The organism is Pseudomonas sp. MF6751, from assembly GCF_016613265.1.
GTDB lineage: Bacteria > Pseudomonadota > Gammaproteobacteria > Pseudomonadales > Pseudomonadaceae > Aquipseudomonas > Aquipseudomonas fluorescens_BV.
In genome coordinates, this window is record NZ_JAENSV010000003.1 from 105,406 (window position 1) to 124,265 (window position 18,860).

Here is an 18,860-nt window from a genome sequence, read left to right on the forward strand (position 1 = left end):
CTATCGCAGGCAAGCCAGCTCCCACATTTTGATCTGTGAATGCATTCAAGTGTGGGAGCTGGCTTGCCTGCGATGAGGCCATCAAGAACACCAGAACATCAAAGCGCCCTCGCAATGATCTCCTTCATGATCTCATTGGTCCCCGCATAAATGCGCTGCACCCGCGCATCCGCCCAGGCCCGGGCAATCGGGTATTCCCACATGAAGCCGTAGCCGCCATGTAACTGCACGCACTCATCGAGCACCTTGCACTGCAGGTCTGTGGCCCAGTACTTGGCCATCGCCGCCGTGGGCACGTCCAGCTTGCCTTCCAGATGCAAGGCCATGCACTGATCGACAAACACGCGGCCAATCTGAATCTCGGTGGCCATCTCCGCCAGCTTGAACCGGGTGTTCTGGAAATCGGCAATCGCCTTGCCGAACGCCTTGCGCTCTCGCGTGTACTCAAGGGTCCATTGCAACGCCGCTTCGGCTGAAGACAGCGCGCCAATCACCACAGTCAGGCGTTCTTGCGGCAGTTCCTGCATCAGGTACGCAAAGCCCATGCCCGCCTGGCCCAGCAGGTTTTCCTTGGGCACGCGCACATCCTGGAAGAACAGCTCCGAGGTGTCCTGCGCCTTCATGCCGACTTTCTCCAGGCGCTTGCCCTTGTCGAAGCCCGGCGTGTCGGCTTCTACCAGGAACAGGCTGGTGCCCTTGGCGCCGGCCTTGGGGTCGGTCTTGGCAACGACGATCACCAGATCGGCCAGGTAGCCATTGGTGATAAAGGTCTTGGAGCCGTTGATCACGTACTCATCGCCGTCCAAAACCGCTGTGGTCTTGACGCCCTGCAGGTCGGAACCAGCGCCCGGCTCGGTCATGGCAATGGCCGTGACCATCTCCCCGGAGATCAACTTGGGCAGGTACTTGTGCTTCAGTGCTTCACTGCCGTAATGCAGGATGTAAGGCGCGACGATATCCGAGTGCAGGGAAAAGCCGATGCCGGTCAACCCCAGGCGGCTGACTTCTTCGATCACCACCGCGCTGTAGAGAAAATCTGCGCCCAGCCCGCCATATTCCTCCGGCAGGTGGGAACACAACATGCCCGCCTCCCCCGCCTGGTTCCACAGGTTACGTTCGATATAGCCCTGCTTTTCCCATTGCCCATGGAAGGGCACGGCGTGCTTTTCGAGGAAGGTGCGCACGCTCTCACGGAAGAGTTCGTGCTCCGAGCTGAACAAGGTTCTGGGGATCATGGGTCACCTGCGTGGATTGTCGGACAAGGACGAGCCCACAGAGCCTATGCCCCGAAGGCGTCACGGGACACTGGACACATGCGACAAAAAATAAGACGATCCAGCCGTCTGGTGACCACTTTCCCCTATAAGAATAAATGAAATTATGTCTAACCAAATCTCCACGCCGTTGCGGCGCGTCAGCATTTTGGCCATTGATCGGGTATTCGCTTCAACCCTCATGCAAGCCAAGGATTTCTTCCATCTCGCCAGCCTGCGCCATGGCAAACAGCAAGGCCTGGGCCTGACCCCAGGGTTCGAAACGCGCTTGGTCAGCCCCGACGGCCAGTCCGTGCGCAGCTTCAGCGATGTGATCATGCCGGTGGACGGCGGCCTCGAAGACGCCGACATCATTGTGCTGCCAGCTTTCTGGGACGACTTCGATGCCCTGTGCTCCCGCTACCCGCAGGTGCTGCCGTGGCTGCGCGAACAGCACGCCCGCGGCGCCGTACTCTGCGGCGAGGCCACCGGGGTGTTCTGGCTGGCCGAAGCCGGGCTGCTCGATGGCAAAGAGGCGACCACCTACTGGCGCTTCTTCAATGCCTTCAGCGAGCGCTTCCCCAAGGTGCAGCTCAACCAGGACAAGCACCTCACGGATGCCGATAACCTGTATTGCGCCGGCGGCACCACGTCGGCCTGCGACCTTTATATCTACCTGATCGAACGCTTCTGCGGCGCCAACATCGCCCAGGCGGTGGCCCGCGACATTCTCTATGAGGTGCAGCGCAACTATTCACCGGGGCGGATCGGGTTTGGCGGGCAGAAGCTGCATCAGGACGTGATCATCCTGCAGATCCAGCATTGGCTTGAAGAGCACTTTGCCGACAAATTCCGCTTTGAAGACGTCGCCCGGGAACACGGCATGAGCATCCGCAACTTCATGCGCCGCTTCCAGACCGCGACCGGTGACAAGCCGCTGCATTACCTGCAACGCCTGCGCATCGAGACCGCCAAGGGCCTGCTCTCGGGCAGCCGCAAGAGCATCAAGACCATCAGCTACGAGGTGGGTTACGACGATGCGAGTTTCTTTGCGCGGTTGTTCAGGCAGCACACGGAGTTGTCGCCCAACCAGTATCGCCAGCAATTTCAGCAGGCCGCCTGACTCCAGGCCAACACAAACCATTGTGGGAGCTGGCTTGCCTGCGATGACGGTGTATCAGCCAGCCTATAGTTGACTGATACACCCCCATCGCGGGCAAGCCCGGCTCCCACATTAGATCTCCATTGAGCCGGAGATTGATTAAGGCTTGTGGCCGCGCGACAGGAACTCGTGGGACTGCATTTCCAGCAGGCGGCTCAGGGTGCGCTGGAATTCGAAATTCAAGCGGCCGCCGGTATAGAGGTCCTTGAGTTCGACTTCCGCCGAGATGATCAGCTTGACGTTACGGTCGTAGAACTCATCGACCATGTTGATGAACCGTCGGGCGATATCGTCGGTGGTCACGCCCATCTGCTCCACACCACTCAAGATCACGGCGTGGAAGATCTTGCCCAGCTCGATGTAATCGTTCTGGCTGCGCGGCCCATCGCACAGTTGGCGGAACTCGAACCAGGCCACGTCATCGCAGGTGCGCAGTGCGATGATTTCGCGGTTCTCGATCATCAGCTTGTCGTTTTCCACCGCCTGGGTGCATTCCGGCGTCAGGGCACGGAAGCTTTTCTTCAGGCTTTCGTGTGCTGCTTCGTTGAGCGGGAAGTGGAACAGCTCGGCTTGCTCCAGATGACGCAAGCGGTAGTCGACGCCGCTGTCGACGTTGACGATATCGGTGTTCTGCTTGATCAGCGCAATGGCCGGCAGGAAGCGCGCACGTTGCAGGCCGTCCTTGTACAGGCCATCGGGCACGATGTTCGACGTGGCCACCAGGGTCACACCGTTCTTGAACAGTTCTTCCATCAGCGTGCCAAGGATCATGGCGTCGGTGATGTCAGAGACGAAGAATTCATCGAAGCAGATCACCCGGGCCTCTTGGGAGAAACGCTTGGCGATGATGGTCAGCGGGTTTTTCTCGCCCGGCAGGGTCTTCATCTCTTCGTGCACGCGCTTCATGAAGCGGTGGAAGTGCGTACGCACCTTTTCCTTGAACGGCAGTGCTTCAAAGAAGGTGTCTACCAGGTAAGTCTTGCCCCGGCCCACGCCGCCCCAGAAATACAGGCCCTTGACCGGCGTGTGGTCTTTCTTGCCAAACAGCTTGCTGAACATCCCTGGCTTACTTTGCGACGCGGCCACGAGGTCCTCGTACAGGCGCTGCAAATGACGCACGGCATTTTCCTGGGCCGCGTCGTGGAAGAACTCGGGGCGTTTCAGATCAGCTTGATATCGTTCTAGGGGCGTCATAATTTCGTTAGCAAGGCAACAAAAACGGGCCGACACTGTAACGACGGCCCTGGATAATGGCAATCAACCCTTGGTCGGGTTAATCCTCGATTGGGGTCAACGCAGCGCGCAAAGCGGCGATGGCGGCATCGCGAGATGAAATCTCTTCGAAGAAAGGCCCATCTGCGATGCAGTAGCCTTCCAGCCAGACGCTGAAGGTGGTTCCTTCTTCGCGAATATCCAGTGCCTTACCCGACTGAAGATCTTTAGTTGCAGCGCCTGCCAACTTACCATCAGAAAATTTGCGCGAAACCAGAAGCTGTTCACCGTTAGGCGCCAGCAGGCGGAAGCGGAAGCTGCCATCGTCTTCGCGGAAGCTCACAAACCGTGCAGCCTTCGCTGCTTTTTTCTTGGTGGCGACCGGCGCCGCCGTCTGGTTGACGAACGAACGCAGGCCCACCGCTTCACGCAGCTCGGCCAGGAACGGTGCCGCCACAGCGCGGGCCTTCTTGGCGCCGACCTGCAGCAGGTCCTCCATGTCCGATGGGCGCGCCATCAGTTGATGGTAACGCTCGCGCGCTTCGCCGAGCTGGCCGTCGAGCAGTTGGAACAGACGGTTCTTCGCCTCGCCCCAGCCCAGGCCTTCTAGCAGCTCGCCACGGAATTGGGCTTCCTGGGCCTTGGTCGCAAACGCCTGGTACAGGGTGAACAGGTGCGAATTGTCCGGGTCCTTGGCTTCGCCTGGCGCGCGGGAGTCGGTGACGATCCGCGAGATCGCGTCCTTCATGTCCTTGGCGCTGGTGAACAATGGGATGGTGTTGTCGTAGCTCTTGGACATCTTGCGGCCATCCAGGCCCGGCAAGGTGGCCACGCTTTCTTCGATCAGTGCCTCGGGCATGGTGAAGAATTCTTTACCGTTGCCGAACAGGTGGTTGAAGCGCTGGCCGATGTCGCGGGCCATTTCCACGTGCTGGATCTGGTCGCGGCCCACCGGCACCTTGTGCGCGTTGAACATCAGGATGTCCGCTGCCATCAGCACCGGGTAGCTGTACAGGCCCATGCTGATGCCCGCATCCGGGTCTTCACCGTTTTCCACGTTCTTGTCCACCGAGGCCTTGTAGGCATGGGCGCGGTTGAGCAGGCCCTTGGCGGCAACGCAGGTCAGCAGCCAGGTCAGCTCGGGGATTTCCGGGATGTCCGACTGGCGGTAGAAGGTCACCCGGTTCACATCCAGGCCACCGGCCAGCCAGGTCGCGGCGATTTCCATACGCGAGCGCTGGATGCGCTGCGGGTCATCGCATTTGATCAGGGCGTGGTAGTCGGCCAGGAAGTAGAAGGAATCGGCATTCGCGTCTTCGCTGGCGAGGATCGCCGGGCGAATCGCACCGGCGTAGTTGCCCAGGTGCGGCGTGCCGGTGGTGGTGATGCCGGTGAGGATACGGGTACGGGTCGTCATGGGTGATCGCTTGTCATCAATTCGAAAGGCGTGGCAGCACCAGATCCTTGAGATCGGTCAGCTTGCCGTGAAAAAAGTGTCCGCATTCTGCCACTTTCAGCAACTCATGGGGGCGTTTGAGGGCGGCGGACCAGTCGTAGACCAGCTGCGGGTCAACCACTTCGTCGCTTTCCGGTTGGATCAGGGTCAACGGGCAGCCCAGCGGTAACGCGTCGGTATCGCGCAGGCGCATCACCGCAGCGGCGATCATGAACAGGTGTGCGAGCTTTTCACCTTTGGCTTCCAGGCGGCCGCCGAGGCTGGCGGCCACATACCCACCGAAAGAAAAACCCAGCAAGGTGATTGGCAGGTCCGGGTGCTTTTCCCGCAGCCAGGTGGCGGCCGCTTCAGCATCGTCGACCTCACCGGTGGCCATATCGTGAGTACCGGCACTGGCACCCACGCCACGGTAATTGAAGCGCAAAGTAATCAAACCCGCATCGCGGGCAGTGCGTTGCAGGGTCGAGACGACTTTATTGAGCATGGTCCCCCCCTGCACCGGGTTAGGGTGGCAAACCAGCGCCAGGCCACGTGGTTCGGGGTGATCCAGGTACAAGGCTTCCAATTGGCCCACCGGGCCATCGATCAAAACGGGGGTTTCACGCATGAGCAAGGATGAACTCCGTGACCTCTCAAGGGGTCGACTCGTCTAGCTAAAAGTCTGTGCATGGCATCATTGCGAGCTTAATCGCGGTATACAGCGCAGGTTTGAGCCGTTAACGTAAAGCAAAGCCGTTTATAGAGGAAGGACTCGTGGAACACTCGCTCTTAGTTTGGTTGTTGCCGACTCTTGCCCTGGTTGCCGGTGTCGCCATTGGTTTCCTGGTTGCCCGCCTGCTGCCGAATGCCGCGCCTAACCGCACGCAGCGTCAGTTGGATGACATTCAGGAACGTTTTGACAGTTATCAGAACGAGGTTGTTACCCACTTCAACAGCACCGCGACCCTGGTCAAGAAGCTCACCCAGAGCTACCAGGAAGTACAGGATCACCTCGCCGATGGCGCTAACCGCCTGGCCCTCGACGACATCACCCGCCAGCGCCTGCTGGCCGCGCTGCATTCCGATGCCCCGCAAACCCCACGGGAACGCCTGACCCCGCCTCGGGAAAACCAGGAGCCACCACGGGACTACGCGCCAAAGACGCCGAACGCTCCAGGCATGTTGGATGAGCATTACGGCTTGAAGAAGTAAGTCATCTTCGAGCAACAAAAAGCCCGGCTGATCGATGATCAGCCGGGCTTTTTGTTGGGTGCCTGAACCATCAGACAACACCATGCCCCTGTGGGAGCTGGCTTGCCTGCGATAGCGGTGTGCCCGTTGACACACCTGCCTCAGGCACTCCGCCATCGCGGGCAAGCCCGGCTCCCACATTGAGCGAGCAGGCGCTCAAGTGAGTTGTTGTTCCTGCAACCGCCCACCGTCAATGCGCACATACCGCCCATGAAAGCGCTTGAGGCTGCTGCGGTGGCCGACGCTGACGATGCTCAACCCCGGCAACTCATCGATCAACGCCTGGTACAAGGTTGCTTCGTCTTCTTCATCCATGGCCGAGGTAGCCTCATCCATGTACAGCCATCGCGGTGCAAACAACAACGCGCGGGCAAAGGCCAGGCGCTGTTGCTCGCCGGGCGAGAGCATGCGTTGCCAGTGGTTGGCTTCATCCAGGCGGCTGACCAGATGGGGCAGGCGACAGGTTTCCAGCACCTGTGCATAACGTTCTGGTGAATAGACACTGTCGTCCTGTGGATAACTCAACACGGCCTTGAGCGTACCAATCGGCAGGTAAGGCTTTTGCGGCAGGAACAGGTAGCGCGTCGCCGGCAAGCGAATGCTGCCATGACCGGCGGGCCACAGATGCCCCATCGCCCGCAGCAAAGTGCTCTTGCCGCTGCCGGAACGCCCGCTGAGCATGACGCGCTGGCCAGGCTCCACGGTCATGTGGGCGTCGGTGAGCAAATGGCGGCCGTCGGCCAGGTCCATGCCCAGGTCCTTGATCACCAGGCGCTCGCCTTCAGGGCGCACGTCGATCGCCGGCGTGCGTTGCTCGTTGTCGCTCATGGCCTGCTGGAAACTCAGCAGACGGTCGCTGGTGGCGCGCCATGTCGCCAGCTCCGAATAGGCGTTGATAAACCAGCTGAAGTTCTCTTGCACGTTGCCGAACGCCGAGTTGATTTGCATCAGCTCGCCCAGCTCGATCTTGCCAGTGAAGTAGCGCGGCGCGGCGACGATAAAGGGGAAGATGATCGCGATCTGGCTGTAGCCAGCGGTGAAAAAGGTCAGGCGCTTGGACACTTTCATGATGTCCCAGAAGTTCTGCCAGACCTTGCCGAAGCGCGAACTCAGGCGTTGCCTTTCATTCGGCTCGCCGTTGTACAGGGCAATACTTTCGGCATTCTCACGCACCCGCACCATGGAAAAACGCAGGTCCGCTTCGAAGCGTTGCTGTTGATTGCTCAGGCCGATCAAGCGCCGGCCGATCAAGTGCGTCAGCCAACTGCCCACAGCGGCGTACAGCAGCGCACACCAGAACATGTAACCGGGGATGGTGACGCCGAACACTTCGATGCTACCCGAGACGCCCCACAGGATGATCGAGAATGACACCAGGCTGACCACGTTACGCAGCAACCCAAGGCCCAGGCTCAAGGTACCGGACGTGAAGTTGTTAAGGTCTTCGGAAATCCGCTGGTCCGGGTTATCGGTGTAGCCGCCCTGCTCCAGCTGGTAATAATTCTTGTGGGCCAGCCAACGGCTGAAGTGTTTTTCGGTGAGCCAGGCGCGCCAGCGGATCGTCAGCATCTGGGTCAGGTAAAGGCGGTACACCGCGCCGAGTATCGCCACCGCCGCGATCCCGCCGAAATAGCCGATCAGTTGCCAGAAGGCCGCGGTGTCTTTCTTCTCCAGGGCGTTGTAGAAGTCTTTGTACCAGTGGTTGATCCACACGGAGATCGCCACGCTGAACAGCGACAGGCCAATCACTGCGGCCAGCAGCAGCCAGGCCCTGCCCTTCTCTTCACTGCGCCAATAGGGTGTGATCATCGCCCAGGTTCGGCGGAAGAATTGCCCACGCACCGCGTCGTTGACCGCGCGATATTCAGCGTTCTGATTCATCGTTCAGGCTCGGTAGGAAAAAGTCACAGGCGTTTGAACCGATCATAGGTGATCGGTTCGTGCGTCCGTGCAGCCTGAAGTGAGTTGTTCAGTCGCCGTTCAGCGTCGTACCGGGCGCTTCTGCAACTTGCGTTGCAGCGTGCGGCGGTGCATGCCCAGGGCGCGGGCGGTGGCGGAGATGTTGCCTTCGTGTTCGGTCAACACGCGCTGGATGTGTTCCCACTGCAGGCGGTCCACCGACATCGGATTTTCCGGCACCAGGGTGTCGAGGTCGGCATGCTCGGACAGCAAGGCGGCCAGCACGTCGTCGGCATCCGCGGGTTTGCACAGGTAGTTGCAGGCGCCGCGCTTGATCGCCTCGACGGCGGTGGCGATGCTGGAGTAACCGGTGAGGATCACCACGCGCATTTCCGGATCGAGTTCCAGCAGCTTGGGCAGCAGCACCAGGCCCGAGTCGCCGTCCATTTTAAGGTCGAGGGCGGCGTAGTCCGGCAGGTCGGCCTGGGCGATGGTCAGGCCTTCTTCGGCAGAACCTGCGGTGCTGACGCGAAAACCGCGCCGGCTCATGGCGCGCGCCATCACGCGGGTAAAGGTCGCGTCGTCATCTACCAGCAACAGGTGCGGCAGTTCTTCGCCTTCGACTTGGATCTCGTCACTCATCGATATCTCCTCGTGCGACACGGGGCAGGCGCAGCTCGGTGAGCGTGCCACCTTCCTCATGACTATAGAGCTTCACTGAGCCGCCCGCGCGGGTCACGCTAGCCTTGCTCAAAAACAGGCCCAGGCCGAAGCCTTTGCCCTTGGTGGTAAAGAAGGGTTTGCCGATTTGCTCGGCAATGGCCAGCGGCACGCCCGCGCCGTGGTCACGAATGCTGATGGTGACGTTTTCCGCGTCCCAGTCCAACTGCACCCCGAGGCCTTCAGGGCAGGCGTCGGCTGCATTGTTCAGCAAGTTGAGCAGCGCCTGGGTCAGGTCCGGCGGTGGCGCCATGCGCGGTACGCTGCCTTGGCCCAACAGGTTGAAACGGTAACTGGCTTCGGGACGCATCAGGTGCCAGCGGTTGAGTGCCTCATCGAGCCACTGGGTGACGTCTTGCATTTCGACCGCCAGACGACGATTGGCTTCGGCGGCGCGCACCAGTTGCTGCAGCGTCAGCTTGCACTGTTTGACCTGCTCCTGCAGTACGCTCAAATCATCCTGCAGGACCGGGTCGTGATGGTCCTGGGTCATTTCCTTGAGCAGCACGCTCATGGTCGCCAGCGGCGTGCCCAACTCATGGGCGGCGCCAGCGGCCTGGGTGGCAACGGCCAGCAGTTGCTGGTCACGCAGGCCCTCTTCACGGCGAATGGCGCGCAGTTCTTCCTGGCGGCGCAATTCTTCGGCCATGCGCGCGGCAAAGAAGGTAATGACTGCCGCAGACAAGGCAAAGCTCAACCACATCCCGTAGATCTGCAGGTTTTCCCGGGCGATGGGGAATGTCTGCAAGGGGTAGAACTGCGCCAACAGCAGGGTGTACAGCGTCAGCGCAATGCCCGACAGCACCACCGAATAGCGCCACGGCAGGGTGACGGCAGCGATGGTCAAAGGCACCAGGTAGTAGGAGACGAAGGGGTTGGTAGAACCACCGGAGAAGTACAGCAACACGCTGTGGATAAACAGGTCGCAGGCCAGTTGCAGGGCGTATTCCAGCTCGGTCACAGGCCAAGTGGTGCGCAGTCGAATGGCGGTGAACACACACAATACGGTGGAGAAGCCCAGGGTCACGGCCAATTGCAGCCAGGGCAGCGGCAGCAGGTCGAACCAATAGGCAAGCCCGACGGAACCGGCCTGTGCGGCCAATACCAGGGTGCGAATGAACGTCAGGCGCCAAAGGTTCTGGCGGGTGGCGGAAGTCAGTTTTACGGCGGCGAGCATGAGCTCTCCTGATGAGCGCTGCAGGTATATCGCACCGAGTATAACCAAGACACGAGGACGGCAGGGCTTATGCGGCAAACCGCCACAGCGCGGCCTTCTCCTGCCCACATAATTTGGCGCATTACTTACAGGAACCAAGGTGAGCATCGGACCACCCAGAGGCCTACCGCCCACCGATGGGCATCATCATGCCTCGCCACTCAGGAACGCTTTCATGCAGATGAATAACGCACTCCCCACTCAAAGGCCCTACACCGCTGAACCGCCATCAGGTGCCACTCTTAGCCGCCAGCGACGTGCGATAGACCAGAGCCCAAACAACGAGCAATACCTCGTGGAAAGCGTGCGCAGGGATTTATCCAATAACGGTGGTGACGGTTACGAACTCGTCAGCGTGAACCACGATCCCGGCAAGACGGTGGGAGCCCATGACAAAACAATTGTACCCGTGGATGTGGGGATCAATATCGACAGCGCCAGCAATGCCGAGAACCTGGCCTTGGCCTTCAAGTCGGTAACGCAAGATGCCGCGCAGACGGTCAAGCAACTGTTCAAAGACAAGTGGAACCTGGACATCGACCCTGACAGAACGTATCTGACGACTTTCAATTACAACACTACCGGCAAGCCGCCCTACCCGGCCAAGCTGGTCGAACAGATTACGCTGACGGACGCCCTGGTAAAAAACAGCCAGACCACGCCCGAAGGAAGAGGGGCGCTGGTTCCTCATTATGCCGGCGGCCCAGCAGTGAGGCTGGTCGATCACCTGCCCCATATTGCACCAGGCGTATTCGACTTCGCCGACCGATTCAACCCCAATCGCGAGTCGGCCCACATTACCCACACCTACCAAGGCATTTATACCGCCTCCACGCCCGGCACCCCGCAGGTCTATGCGCCTTCAACCCAGCTGTCCGTGTCGCCAAAGGACTTCAAGGAGCAAGTCTGGGCCACCGACTTCCAGCGCCCCTACATCGAGTTCCTTAACGACTTCTGGGACAAGCACGACCGTCAATACCCTATTGTGGCCAAGGCGGCACTCGTCAAAGCTGCACACTCGCAACATCAGGAGGGCAGCCTGACGCAGGAAGACAAACAACTGGTCCTGCGCGCAGCGGGGCTGCCTGGCAACACCCTGGCCTGGGCCGATACGCTGTTCAACGACCTCACACGCCCGACGCGGCCCGATCCTGGACTAGACGTAGGCCTGTTGAGCGTAGGGCAATACAAATCCACCGACCTGATGGTGATCACCGACAAAAACACCCGCCAGGGTGCCGATGGCAAACCGATCAACCGCACACTGCTGGTCATCCCGGGCAACTCTTCGCCAATCCACGCTTTTGACAGCGTAGAGCAAATGAAGCAGTGGTTGGCGAGCCAGGCCGCAGACCCGGAAAAACTCAAGGCACTGGAAGGACACTTCACCTTCAAGGACTTGAACAGCGGCCCGTTCAAAAGCGGCGTGCGTGAAATGCTCAAAGGGATGGCCGTGTGGCCCAAATATGCGCACCACCGTACCTGGCCTCCTGCAACGACCTTGAGCCTCCAGCGCTTCAACGCCACCGGGCGTTCAAATACCGGCCCTGATATCGACGCCACCGCCGATGTCTTTCAACAGATCGGCCAACGCCAGTACGATCGGTCGTTCGACGACGCCAAGTCGCAGATCACCTCCGATGCCGACGTCACCAAAGCCAATATCCTGTCTGGCCTCAGCAAGGCAGCCATGATCGCGATGCTCTTTGCCCCGGTGGCCATCGCCGTGCCCGAAGTGGCTTTGGCGTTGGATGGGCTGTACATCGCCTCGGGTATCACCGAAGCAGGCATTGGCGCCGACGATTTGGCCAAGGGCAAACCCGGCGGCGTCGGTCATTTGATTTTTGGCGTGCTCAATGCCGCGCTGCCTGTAGCCACACGCGTGCTGTCCCAGGCCGGTACAGTGGTGGAAGAAGGGGCCTCGGCCAGTTCGCAACGCCCCGTTGGGCAGCCAGTGACTGATGCCCATCCGGGCAAGCCCTCGGTCGACCTTAACGTCGACAATAACTTTGCCTCCTTACTCCCCGAATCGGAACCTGTGGCGCCGGTCTCCGAAACACTGTCGACGGACGGTAAGTTGGTCACCCTCACGGGCACCAAGGATAACCTGGTCAAAGTCGAAGACAACCTGCACATTTTCACCGACATGAATAAAAATGGTCTGGAGCATCGCCTCAACATCATTGGCCACGGCGATGGCACCCATATTTATTACAAAGGCGGCAGACACACCCCGCAGGGGTTGTACAACACGCTCAAGCGCAATGGCATCTTCCCGGAGAGCTATGACAATATTCGCATTCTGAGCTGTTACTCCGGGGCGCAGGGCGAGAACTCCTTCGCCGCTCAATTTCAGCGACTCACCGGACGCCCAGTGAAAGGCTATGTAGGTGAACTGACTGCCAGATACTCCCCTGAAGAGATCCTGGGAGATAACCAGACAATCTACGAAAGTGGCAAACCCCCTGTAACCTTCGATCATCCCAGTCCCGACGATGGCGTTTCGGGTAAAGAATTCAAGCCGGTGAAGACTAACCCGTATTCGATTTTCGATCACCCGTTCAAATGGTGGAATTTCAGCTACAAGCCTGTGACGTTTACTCCAAAAGGGGCCACCCTGTAACAGGGTCCTCGCGTGGCGTGAGGGTAGCGCACGCCACGCTGAAATTTATTTGTATTGGGTAAACCCGACGAACCCCAAGGCTACGTCTACAGTCTTACCGAACACGAATATCCCCAGGAGCTTCCATGTCTCGTTTCACTCGCAGTGCAGTTGTTCTCACCCTCAGCGCCAGCGCCCTGGCCAGCCTGCCGGCCATGGCCGCCGATGCATTGCATTACAACCAGATCTCCCTGCGCGCCGAAGTCAGCCAGGAAGTGGCCCGCGACAAGATGATCGTCACCCTTTACACCGAATCGCAAAACGCCGACCCGGCCAAGCTCGCGGCCGAAATCACCACCACCCTGAACCAGGCGCTGGGCCAGGCTCGCGAAGTCAAAGGCGTGACCTTGCGCCAGGGCAGCCGCAACAGCTACCCGATCTACGACAGCAAGAACCAGAAGATCACTGGCTGGCGCGAACGTGCAGAACTGCGTATGGAAAGCGCGGACTTCCCGGCACTGTCCAAACTTACCGGCGAGCTGCTCAACACTCTGAAGATGGACAGCATGGACTTCGCCATCGCCGATGCCACGCGCAAGGCCAGCGAAGATGCGCTGCTCAAAGATGCCGTGGCTGCATTCAAGGCGCGTGCGCAACTGGCTACCGATGCACTCGGTGGCAAGGGCTACAAGATCGTCAACCTGAACTTCAACACCAATGGCTACCCGATGCCCTACGCCCGCAATGGCGGCATGATGATGAAAGCCGCCATGGCCGATTCAGCACCGACGCCTGAAGTGGAAGCCGGCACCAGCCAGGTCAACATGAGCGCCGACGGCGTGATCGAAGTTTTACAGTAACTTTTTTAGACAGGACAACGGCGCAACCCCACGGGGCTTGCGCCTTTTTTTTGCGCGTTTGCGCCACGTCATATCCAGCAGTACATCTCGCAGGAATCAAGTGCCCGGCCTCTACGACTCATTACTGCCATAGCTACCAGGGAGGGATGTGCTGGCAATTATTCATACAATGAGAGCCGAATTTATGTCCCTGTCACTCAACTCAACCCACAGGTTATCGCTGCCACTCGTAGTCGCCAAACCGACGTCGGCCATTCAAGCGCAGGCGACACCGCCCACTGCAAAAACCGCCCAACCCGACGAAACAGCACTGCTCAAGGCCTATCTCGAGGCCGCACAACGTAAGGTGTTACACGGCAATGCCGGGCTTATAACCGTGCCGCCCCAGAGCACTCTGGGCCAGTGGCTTGGGCTGTATCGCATGCATTTGGAAAACGCCGTGGTACAAGGCTGGCTGCAGGAACAACACTTCGCCCCGGACACCTTGCTTTCAATCAACCCGTCTACAGGTACCTTGTCCGCCAAGGTCGAGGGCAAAACTAAAACCTTCCATCTCTCGGATTCATCAGGCTGGGGACAAATTTCAGGACCATTGCTGGACGCCGCAAAAGTTATCGCCCCTGGAAATAACGGTGATTTACGTGTGAGGCTGGGCAAGGACTCCATCAAGGTCAGCGCAAAAGTGGTGGCCAACTTTGAAGGTGTGCCCCTTCCCCAAAAGCTGTCACAGGCTCGAACACAAATAAGGCACCTGGAACACAAAGACACCTTCGATCCTATCCCCGCCGATGACCGCTTGCGCCCTGCCAGCAGCCGCTCGCCACAGGCGCTGCAGGTGCAAAAACACAACGCCGCCAACTACTACAGCACCGCACCACAAGCCTTGGCTTACAAGCGCCTGGCCGTTGACGTCGCCGACAACCTGCCCAACACGCGGGCAGAGGCCAAAAAGTGGGCGGATGACCTGCTGCTCAAACTCACGGGCAAACCTATCGACTCCGACACCGTGTACTTGAACCGTTTCAAAGGTGGCGAAAGCGCAGACACGGCGACCGGCTGGGAACACACCTTTCAAGAACCCTGGTCTTCGCTGCGCTTGCCCGACGCCTTGCTGAAGAACTTCTCCGAGCACGACTGGGTGCCCGGCAACCTGGACCTGGAAGCGGGGCTGTATACCCAGCCTGCTGGCCAAAGCGAAAAAGGCGGCTACGGCAAACACAATCAAATCGACCTCAAGCCCTCCCAAGTGATGCATGAAAGCTGGAAAACCGACTTTCAGACCCAAATGACCCAGAAGATCGACCATTTCTGGAGCACGCATAACGACGAGTATGAGACGACGATCAAAGGTGAATTCATCTTCCAGGCCCGCAAGCAATTGAAAAGCGCCGAGAGCAGACCCCCTCTTGAACGTTCCTTGCAAGCGCCCGAGCACCAGTTCACCCGTGACGACTACCGTTTGGTGATGGGGGCTGTGTCCAACCTTACGCTCGATGAAAACGCCCCGATCACCGTGGAACAACTCAAGGCCAAAGCACCGGCAAACGGCAACGTTCAAGCGCATGCCCTGAGCCTCCACGGGGTTACGTCCAGCGATATAGTGAGATTCAGCGCTGCGGACGGTGGCCGGCAAGTGCTCTATATACCGGGCGCCGAACCCGCATTCTTGCGCTTTGATTCTATTGAGAAGCTGGATCAGTGGCTGCTCGAGCAAGCCAAGGACCCTGCAAAACGAGAAGCACTGGCGGCTCACTTCCCGATGATCTATCGCCAGGACCAGACCAAGAGCTTTGCTGAACGCGCGGCAAAAGTACTGATGCCCATTCTGTGGTTCACCCATGTGGGCGAAAAGAAGGATGGCCTGGACACCCTCTTGGCGAAAATGGCCAGTGGTGAGTTGAAGGGGTCAGCGATTGACCGCAGCCACGCTGCCATTAAAGACGACGTTTTTTCCACATTGGCGACGGCCGCCACAGAGCGGATGAACAGTGACGCCGATGTGGTCATCAAGTCCAACAGCGAGGAGATTCGCGATACCTGGCTGAACGACATCACCGTAGCCGCCGGCCTGCTGGTCAAACTCGCGCCCATCGCCGCGCCCGTAGCCGCCGCAGCGGTGGCGGCCGGGTTGACCGAGGTGGCGCTAGGGGCAGAAAAAACCTCGTCTGGCGACACCGTGACAGAGCGGGATGAGGGCGCCTCCAAAGCGTTCGATGGCTTACTCAATACAGTGTTTTCCTACGGTGCCAGTGCTGTGCCGGAAGACCCTTTTGCACTGCCCGCAGAAAGAGAACTACCGAGCCTTAAGCCCCAGCCCCTCCCCAGGGCAAACGCTCGCGAACCACAACCTGGGCCGTCCACAGGCACCCCTGCGGTTATCGACTCCATTAACGCCCCACTCCCCAGATCCCGTTCACTCATTCCAATGGCGCAATATGCCGTCCCGGAGGGTGAACAACTGATAAAGAACGCGCCTCGCGACGCGTTGGGTGTTTATCGAGTAACCGACAGCCAGGGAGCGTTGCGCCAGTTCGTGCGCCTTACCGATGAGACGGGGGCGAGCAAGGTATTTGAGATATCGGGGCGTTACCGGACCGGCGATGCATTTGCCAGAGTCATCAACCACGATAACGGCGCGGGGCTGATGGTCATCACACCCGGGCGTAATGGAGAGTGGGCCCGGGCACCGGGCGATGGCGGGATAAAATGGCCGTGGCCGTGGCAACGTCCTGAGTCCCCGACACCCAGTAACGATTTAAAAACGCCTGCACATGTATCGGATAATTTTATTGAGTTAGACGGCACCAAAATGAAAGGCGCTGACCTATTCGACAAGTATTTCAACGTTGCAGAGCAAGCGAACTATAAATATGGCGTCACTTTCAGGGAAAATAACGGTATTTTAGAAAATCGTCCTGTCTTTTCCTGGACAGCAGACAGCGCGGATTTCACCGTACTTGCATCGGAAACAGCCTCCCCCTCCTCGTTTGGTAGCAGCAATTACTCCGAATACTTTATCAAAGACATCGACCGGAACCCTTACACAATAAGACGCCCTGGCCTGGAGAACGTTGAGATCAACGTACCCCGGCAGCTAGCAGGAATGACCATCCCAGATGACTTAGGAGGGTCAATTCGTGAGGGTATGGTAAGGGACGGGATCGATACATTTGAGCGCACCGTGCCCAATCCTGACATGCGAGCGGCAATTTCAGAGGTTGCTCATCAAGGATCTTCCGCTCCTGCGTGGTTTGAATTGCAACCTCCGCGAGTGAAAGACGGTTATAGCAGCAGCGTTGGCAACCGGCAGTACTTCATCGACTACAACCCTCTAAAAAATGAGACCGAGGTCACAATAGTCACCCAATGGCACCTGAAATATGATGTTAGAGGTGAGTCCACCCTCGTCGATGACGTGAACATAACAGCCACTCGGACTTTCACCCTTCGTGAAAGTAATGAAATAGACGGCCCGCCCGTTACAATCGATAAATCGGCCCCCACCCGTATAGAAGTATCCCCCGCATAAAGGTATCCCCTACCTAAGCCAGCTGAACGGCGGTAACCTCGGTGACCGCCGTTTTTGTTTGGGCTGCTTTAAGATGCCCGCCGCCTCAGGGGTCTCCATGGAAAAAATCGCCGTCAAGCCACTGCTCCTCGCCGCAAGCCTTCTGGCCTTTATACCAATGACCCAGGCCGCCACCACCCTGGTCTACTGCTCCGAAGCCAGCCCCGCCGGCTTCGACCCCAGCCAGTACACCAGCGGCACCGATTTCGATGCGTCCGCCGAAACCGTGTTCAACCGCCTGACCCAGTTCAAGCGCGGCGGTACCGAAGTCGAACCTGGCCTGGCCACCAGCTGGGATGTTTCCAAGGATGGCCTGACCTACACCTTTCACCTGCGTGAAGGCGTCAAGTTCCATACCACCGACTTCTTCACCCCGACTCGCGACTTCAACGCCGATGACGTGCTGTTCACTTTTAATCGCCTGCTCGATGCCGACAGCCCGTTTCGCAAGGCCTACCCCTCAGAGTCGCCCTACTTCGCCGACATGGGCTTGAACACCACGATCAAGAACGTTGAAAAACTCGACGAGTACAGCGTGCGGTTCAACCTGAACACGGTCGATGCTTCGTTCGTGCAAAACCTGGCCATGAGCTTCGCCTCTGTGCAATCGGCTGAATACGCCACCCAGTTGTTGAAACAAGGCAAGGCGGAGCAGATCAACCAGCAACCGGTCGGCACCGGGCCGTTTGTGTTCAAGCGCTACCAGAAAGACTCGCAGATCCGTTATGTGGCCAATAAACAGTATTGGAAACCCGAGGATGTGAAGCTCGATAACCTGGTGTTCGCCATCACCCCGGACGCCGCCGCGCGCCTGCAGAAACTCAAGGCGGGCGAATGCCAGGTCAGCGGTTACCCGCGCCCCGCCGATATCGAGGTGATGAAGCAAGACCCCAACCTGCGCGTACTGCAACAAGCGGGCTTCAACCTGGGCTTCCTGGCCTATAACGTGACTCACCCGCCGCTGGATCAACTCAAGGTTCGCCAGGCACTGGACATGGCCATCGACAAGCCCGCAATCATCAAGGCCGTGTACCAGGGCGCCGGGCAATTGGCGCAGAACGCACTGCCTCCCGCGCAGTGGTCTTATGACCCGAAAATCCAGGACGCCCCCTACGACCCGACCAAGGCAAGGTTGCTACTAAAAGAAGCAGGGGTTGCACCAGGTACCACCATCAACCTTTGGGCAATGACCGTACAACGCGCCTCAAATCCGAATGCGCGGATGTCTGCACAAATGATTCAACAGGATTGGGCCAAGGTCGGCATCAAGGCCAACATCGTCAGCTATGAGTGGGGCGAATACATCAAGCGCGCCAAAAATGGCGAACACGATGCAATGATTTATGGCTGGACCGGCGACAACGGCGACCCCGATAACTGGCTGGGCGTGCTCTACAGTTGTGCTGCGGTCAAAGGCAGCAACTACGCCAAATGGTGTAACCCGGCCTATGACAAGCTGGTGCAGCAAGCCAAGGTCAGCAGCGACCGCGAGCAGCGCATCAAGTGGTATCAGCAGGCACAGAAAATCCTTAAGGAACAAGTACCTATAACGCCTATTGCGAACTCGACGGTTTTCCAGCCTATGCGCAAGCAAGTGCGTGACTTCAAGATCAGCCCGTTTGGGCTAACGCCGTTCTACGGTGTGGGTCTAGATAAGTAACAGCCGCGCCCCAACCGAGTGC

General features: G+C 58.8%; 13 protein-coding genes. 6 read left to right on the top strand and 7 right to left on the bottom strand.

Features of this window, described 5'->3' with window-relative positions:
* Positions 1-98: 98 nt before the first annotated feature.
* Positions 99-1,235, bottom strand: coding sequence for an acyl-CoA dehydrogenase family protein (locus tag JJD66_RS03960; protein ID WP_200647612.1), 1,137 nt, complete (start codon positions 1,233-1,235; stop codon positions 99-101).
* A 220-nt stretch (positions 1,236-1,455) separates the two neighbouring features.
* Between JJD66_RS03960 and JJD66_RS03965 the strand changes: the two genes are divergently transcribed.
* Positions 1,456-2,376, top strand: coding sequence for a GlxA family transcriptional regulator (locus tag JJD66_RS03965; RefSeq protein WP_169918830.1), 921 nt, complete (start codon positions 1,456-1,458; stop codon positions 2,374-2,376).
* A gap of 138 nt (positions 2,377-2,514) precedes the next feature.
* Here JJD66_RS03965 and zapE read toward each other — a convergent pair whose 3' ends face one another.
* From zapE to JJD66_RS03980, 3 genes are all read right to left on the bottom strand, one after another.
* Complete coding sequence (gene zapE, locus JJD66_RS03970) at positions 2,515-3,609, bottom strand: cell division protein ZapE (protein ID WP_003188500.1); 1,095 nt, start codon at positions 3,607-3,609, stop codon at positions 2,515-2,517.
* Between the two features lie 79 nt (positions 3,610-3,688).
* Complete coding sequence (locus JJD66_RS03975; protein ID WP_198861699.1) at positions 3,689-5,044, bottom strand: tryptophan--tRNA ligase; 1,356 nt, start codon at positions 5,042-5,044, stop codon at positions 3,689-3,691.
* Positions 5,045-5,060: 16 nt separating this feature from the next.
* On the bottom strand, positions 5,061-5,690 hold the full coding sequence (locus tag JJD66_RS03980) for an alpha/beta hydrolase (RefSeq protein WP_073843252.1): 630 nt from the start codon (positions 5,688-5,690) through the stop codon (positions 5,061-5,063).
* Positions 5,691-5,836: 146 nt separating this feature from the next.
* Here JJD66_RS03980 and JJD66_RS03985 point away from each other — a divergent pair, with 146 nt between their 5' ends.
* Positions 5,837-6,274, top strand: coding sequence for a YhcB family protein (locus tag JJD66_RS03985; RefSeq protein WP_003171734.1), 438 nt, complete (start codon positions 5,837-5,839; stop codon positions 6,272-6,274).
* Between the two features lie 195 nt (positions 6,275-6,469).
* Here JJD66_RS03985 and JJD66_RS03990 read toward each other — a convergent pair whose 3' ends face one another.
* From JJD66_RS03990 to JJD66_RS04000, 3 genes are all read right to left on the bottom strand, one after another.
* Positions 6,470-8,194 (bottom strand): ABC transporter ATP-binding protein/permease, encoded by a 1,725-nt coding sequence (locus JJD66_RS03990; protein WP_200647613.1) that lies wholly within the window; start codon positions 8,192-8,194, stop codon positions 6,470-6,472.
* 99 nt (positions 8,195-8,293) lie between these two features.
* Positions 8,294-8,854, bottom strand: coding sequence for a response regulator transcription factor (locus tag JJD66_RS03995; protein WP_003171731.1), 561 nt, complete (start codon positions 8,852-8,854; stop codon positions 8,294-8,296).
* Positions 8,847-10,109, bottom strand: coding sequence for an ATP-binding protein (locus tag JJD66_RS04000; RefSeq protein WP_200647614.1), 1,263 nt, complete (start codon positions 10,107-10,109; stop codon positions 8,847-8,849). The genes JJD66_RS03995 and JJD66_RS04000 overlap by 8 nt, the downstream gene beginning before the upstream one ends.
* A 214-nt stretch (positions 10,110-10,323) precedes the next feature.
* On the opposite strand from JJD66_RS04000, the gene JJD66_RS04005 reads away from it, so the two are divergent.
* The 4 genes from JJD66_RS04005 to JJD66_RS04020 all read left to right on the top strand — a co-directional run bounded on the left by JJD66_RS04005 (position 10,324) and on the right by JJD66_RS04020 (position 18,838).
* Entirely contained in the window at positions 10,324-12,771 is a 2,448-nt protein-coding gene (locus tag JJD66_RS04005; RefSeq protein ID WP_200647615.1) for a dermonecrotic toxin domain-containing protein, read from the top strand.
* 125 nt (positions 12,772-12,896) lie between these two features.
* Positions 12,897-13,610: an SIMPL domain-containing protein gene (locus JJD66_RS04010; protein ID WP_198715654.1), complete on the top strand. Its 714-nt coding sequence runs from the start codon at positions 12,897-12,899 to the stop codon at positions 13,608-13,610.
* Positions 13,611-13,794: 184 nt separating this feature from the next.
* The gene (locus tag JJD66_RS04015) at positions 13,795-17,139 is read left to right on the top strand and encodes a dermonecrotic toxin domain-containing protein (protein ID WP_200647616.1); all 3,345 of its coding nucleotides are present in this window, start codon (positions 13,795-13,797) and stop codon (positions 17,137-17,139) included.
* A gap of 97 nt (positions 17,140-17,236) precedes the next feature.
* Positions 17,237-18,838, top strand: coding sequence for an ABC transporter substrate-binding protein (locus JJD66_RS04020; protein WP_200647617.1), 1,602 nt, complete (start codon positions 17,237-17,239; stop codon positions 18,836-18,838).
* The last annotated feature ends 22 nt before the right edge of the window (positions 18,839-18,860 follow it).

What these genes read in the sequence shown, in the direction of transcription:
- JJD66_RS03965 (WP_169918830.1), top strand. Translation starts at nt 1,456, where the DNA reads ATGCAAGCCAAGGATTTCTTCCATCTCGCCAGCCTGCGCCATGGCAAA.
- JJD66_RS04020 (WP_200647617.1), top strand. Translation starts at nt 17,237, where the DNA reads ATGGAAAAAATCGCCGTCAAGCCACTGCTCCTCGCCGCAAGCCTTCTG.
- JJD66_RS03975 (WP_198861699.1), bottom strand. Translation starts at nt 5,044, where the DNA reads ATGACGACCCGTACCCGTATCCTCACCGGCATCACCACCACCGGCACG.
- JJD66_RS03960 (WP_200647612.1), bottom strand. Translation starts at nt 1,235, where the DNA reads ATGATCCCCAGAACCTTGTTCAGCTCGGAGCACGAACTCTTCCGTGAG.
- JJD66_RS04005 (WP_200647615.1), top strand. Translation starts at nt 10,324, where the DNA reads ATGCAGATGAATAACGCACTCCCCACTCAAAGGCCCTACACCGCTGAA.
- JJD66_RS04010 (WP_198715654.1), top strand. Translation starts at nt 12,897, where the DNA reads ATGTCTCGTTTCACTCGCAGTGCAGTTGTTCTCACCCTCAGCGCCAGC.
- JJD66_RS04015 (WP_200647616.1), top strand. Translation starts at nt 13,795, where the DNA reads ATGTCCCTGTCACTCAACTCAACCCACAGGTTATCGCTGCCACTCGTA.
- JJD66_RS04000 (WP_200647614.1), bottom strand. Translation starts at nt 10,109, where the DNA reads ATGCTCGCCGCCGTAAAACTGACTTCCGCCACCCGCCAGAACCTTTGG.
- zapE (WP_003188500.1), bottom strand. Translation starts at nt 3,609, where the DNA reads ATGACGCCCCTAGAACGATATCAAGCTGATCTGAAACGCCCCGAGTTC.
- JJD66_RS03995 (WP_003171731.1), bottom strand. Translation starts at nt 8,854, where the DNA reads ATGAGTGACGAGATCCAAGTCGAAGGCGAAGAACTGCCGCACCTGTTG.
- JJD66_RS03980 (WP_073843252.1), bottom strand. Translation starts at nt 5,690, where the DNA reads ATGCGTGAAACCCCCGTTTTGATCGATGGCCCGGTGGGCCAATTGGAA.
- JJD66_RS03990 (WP_200647613.1), bottom strand. Translation starts at nt 8,194, where the DNA reads ATGAATCAGAACGCTGAATATCGCGCGGTCAACGACGCGGTGCGTGGG.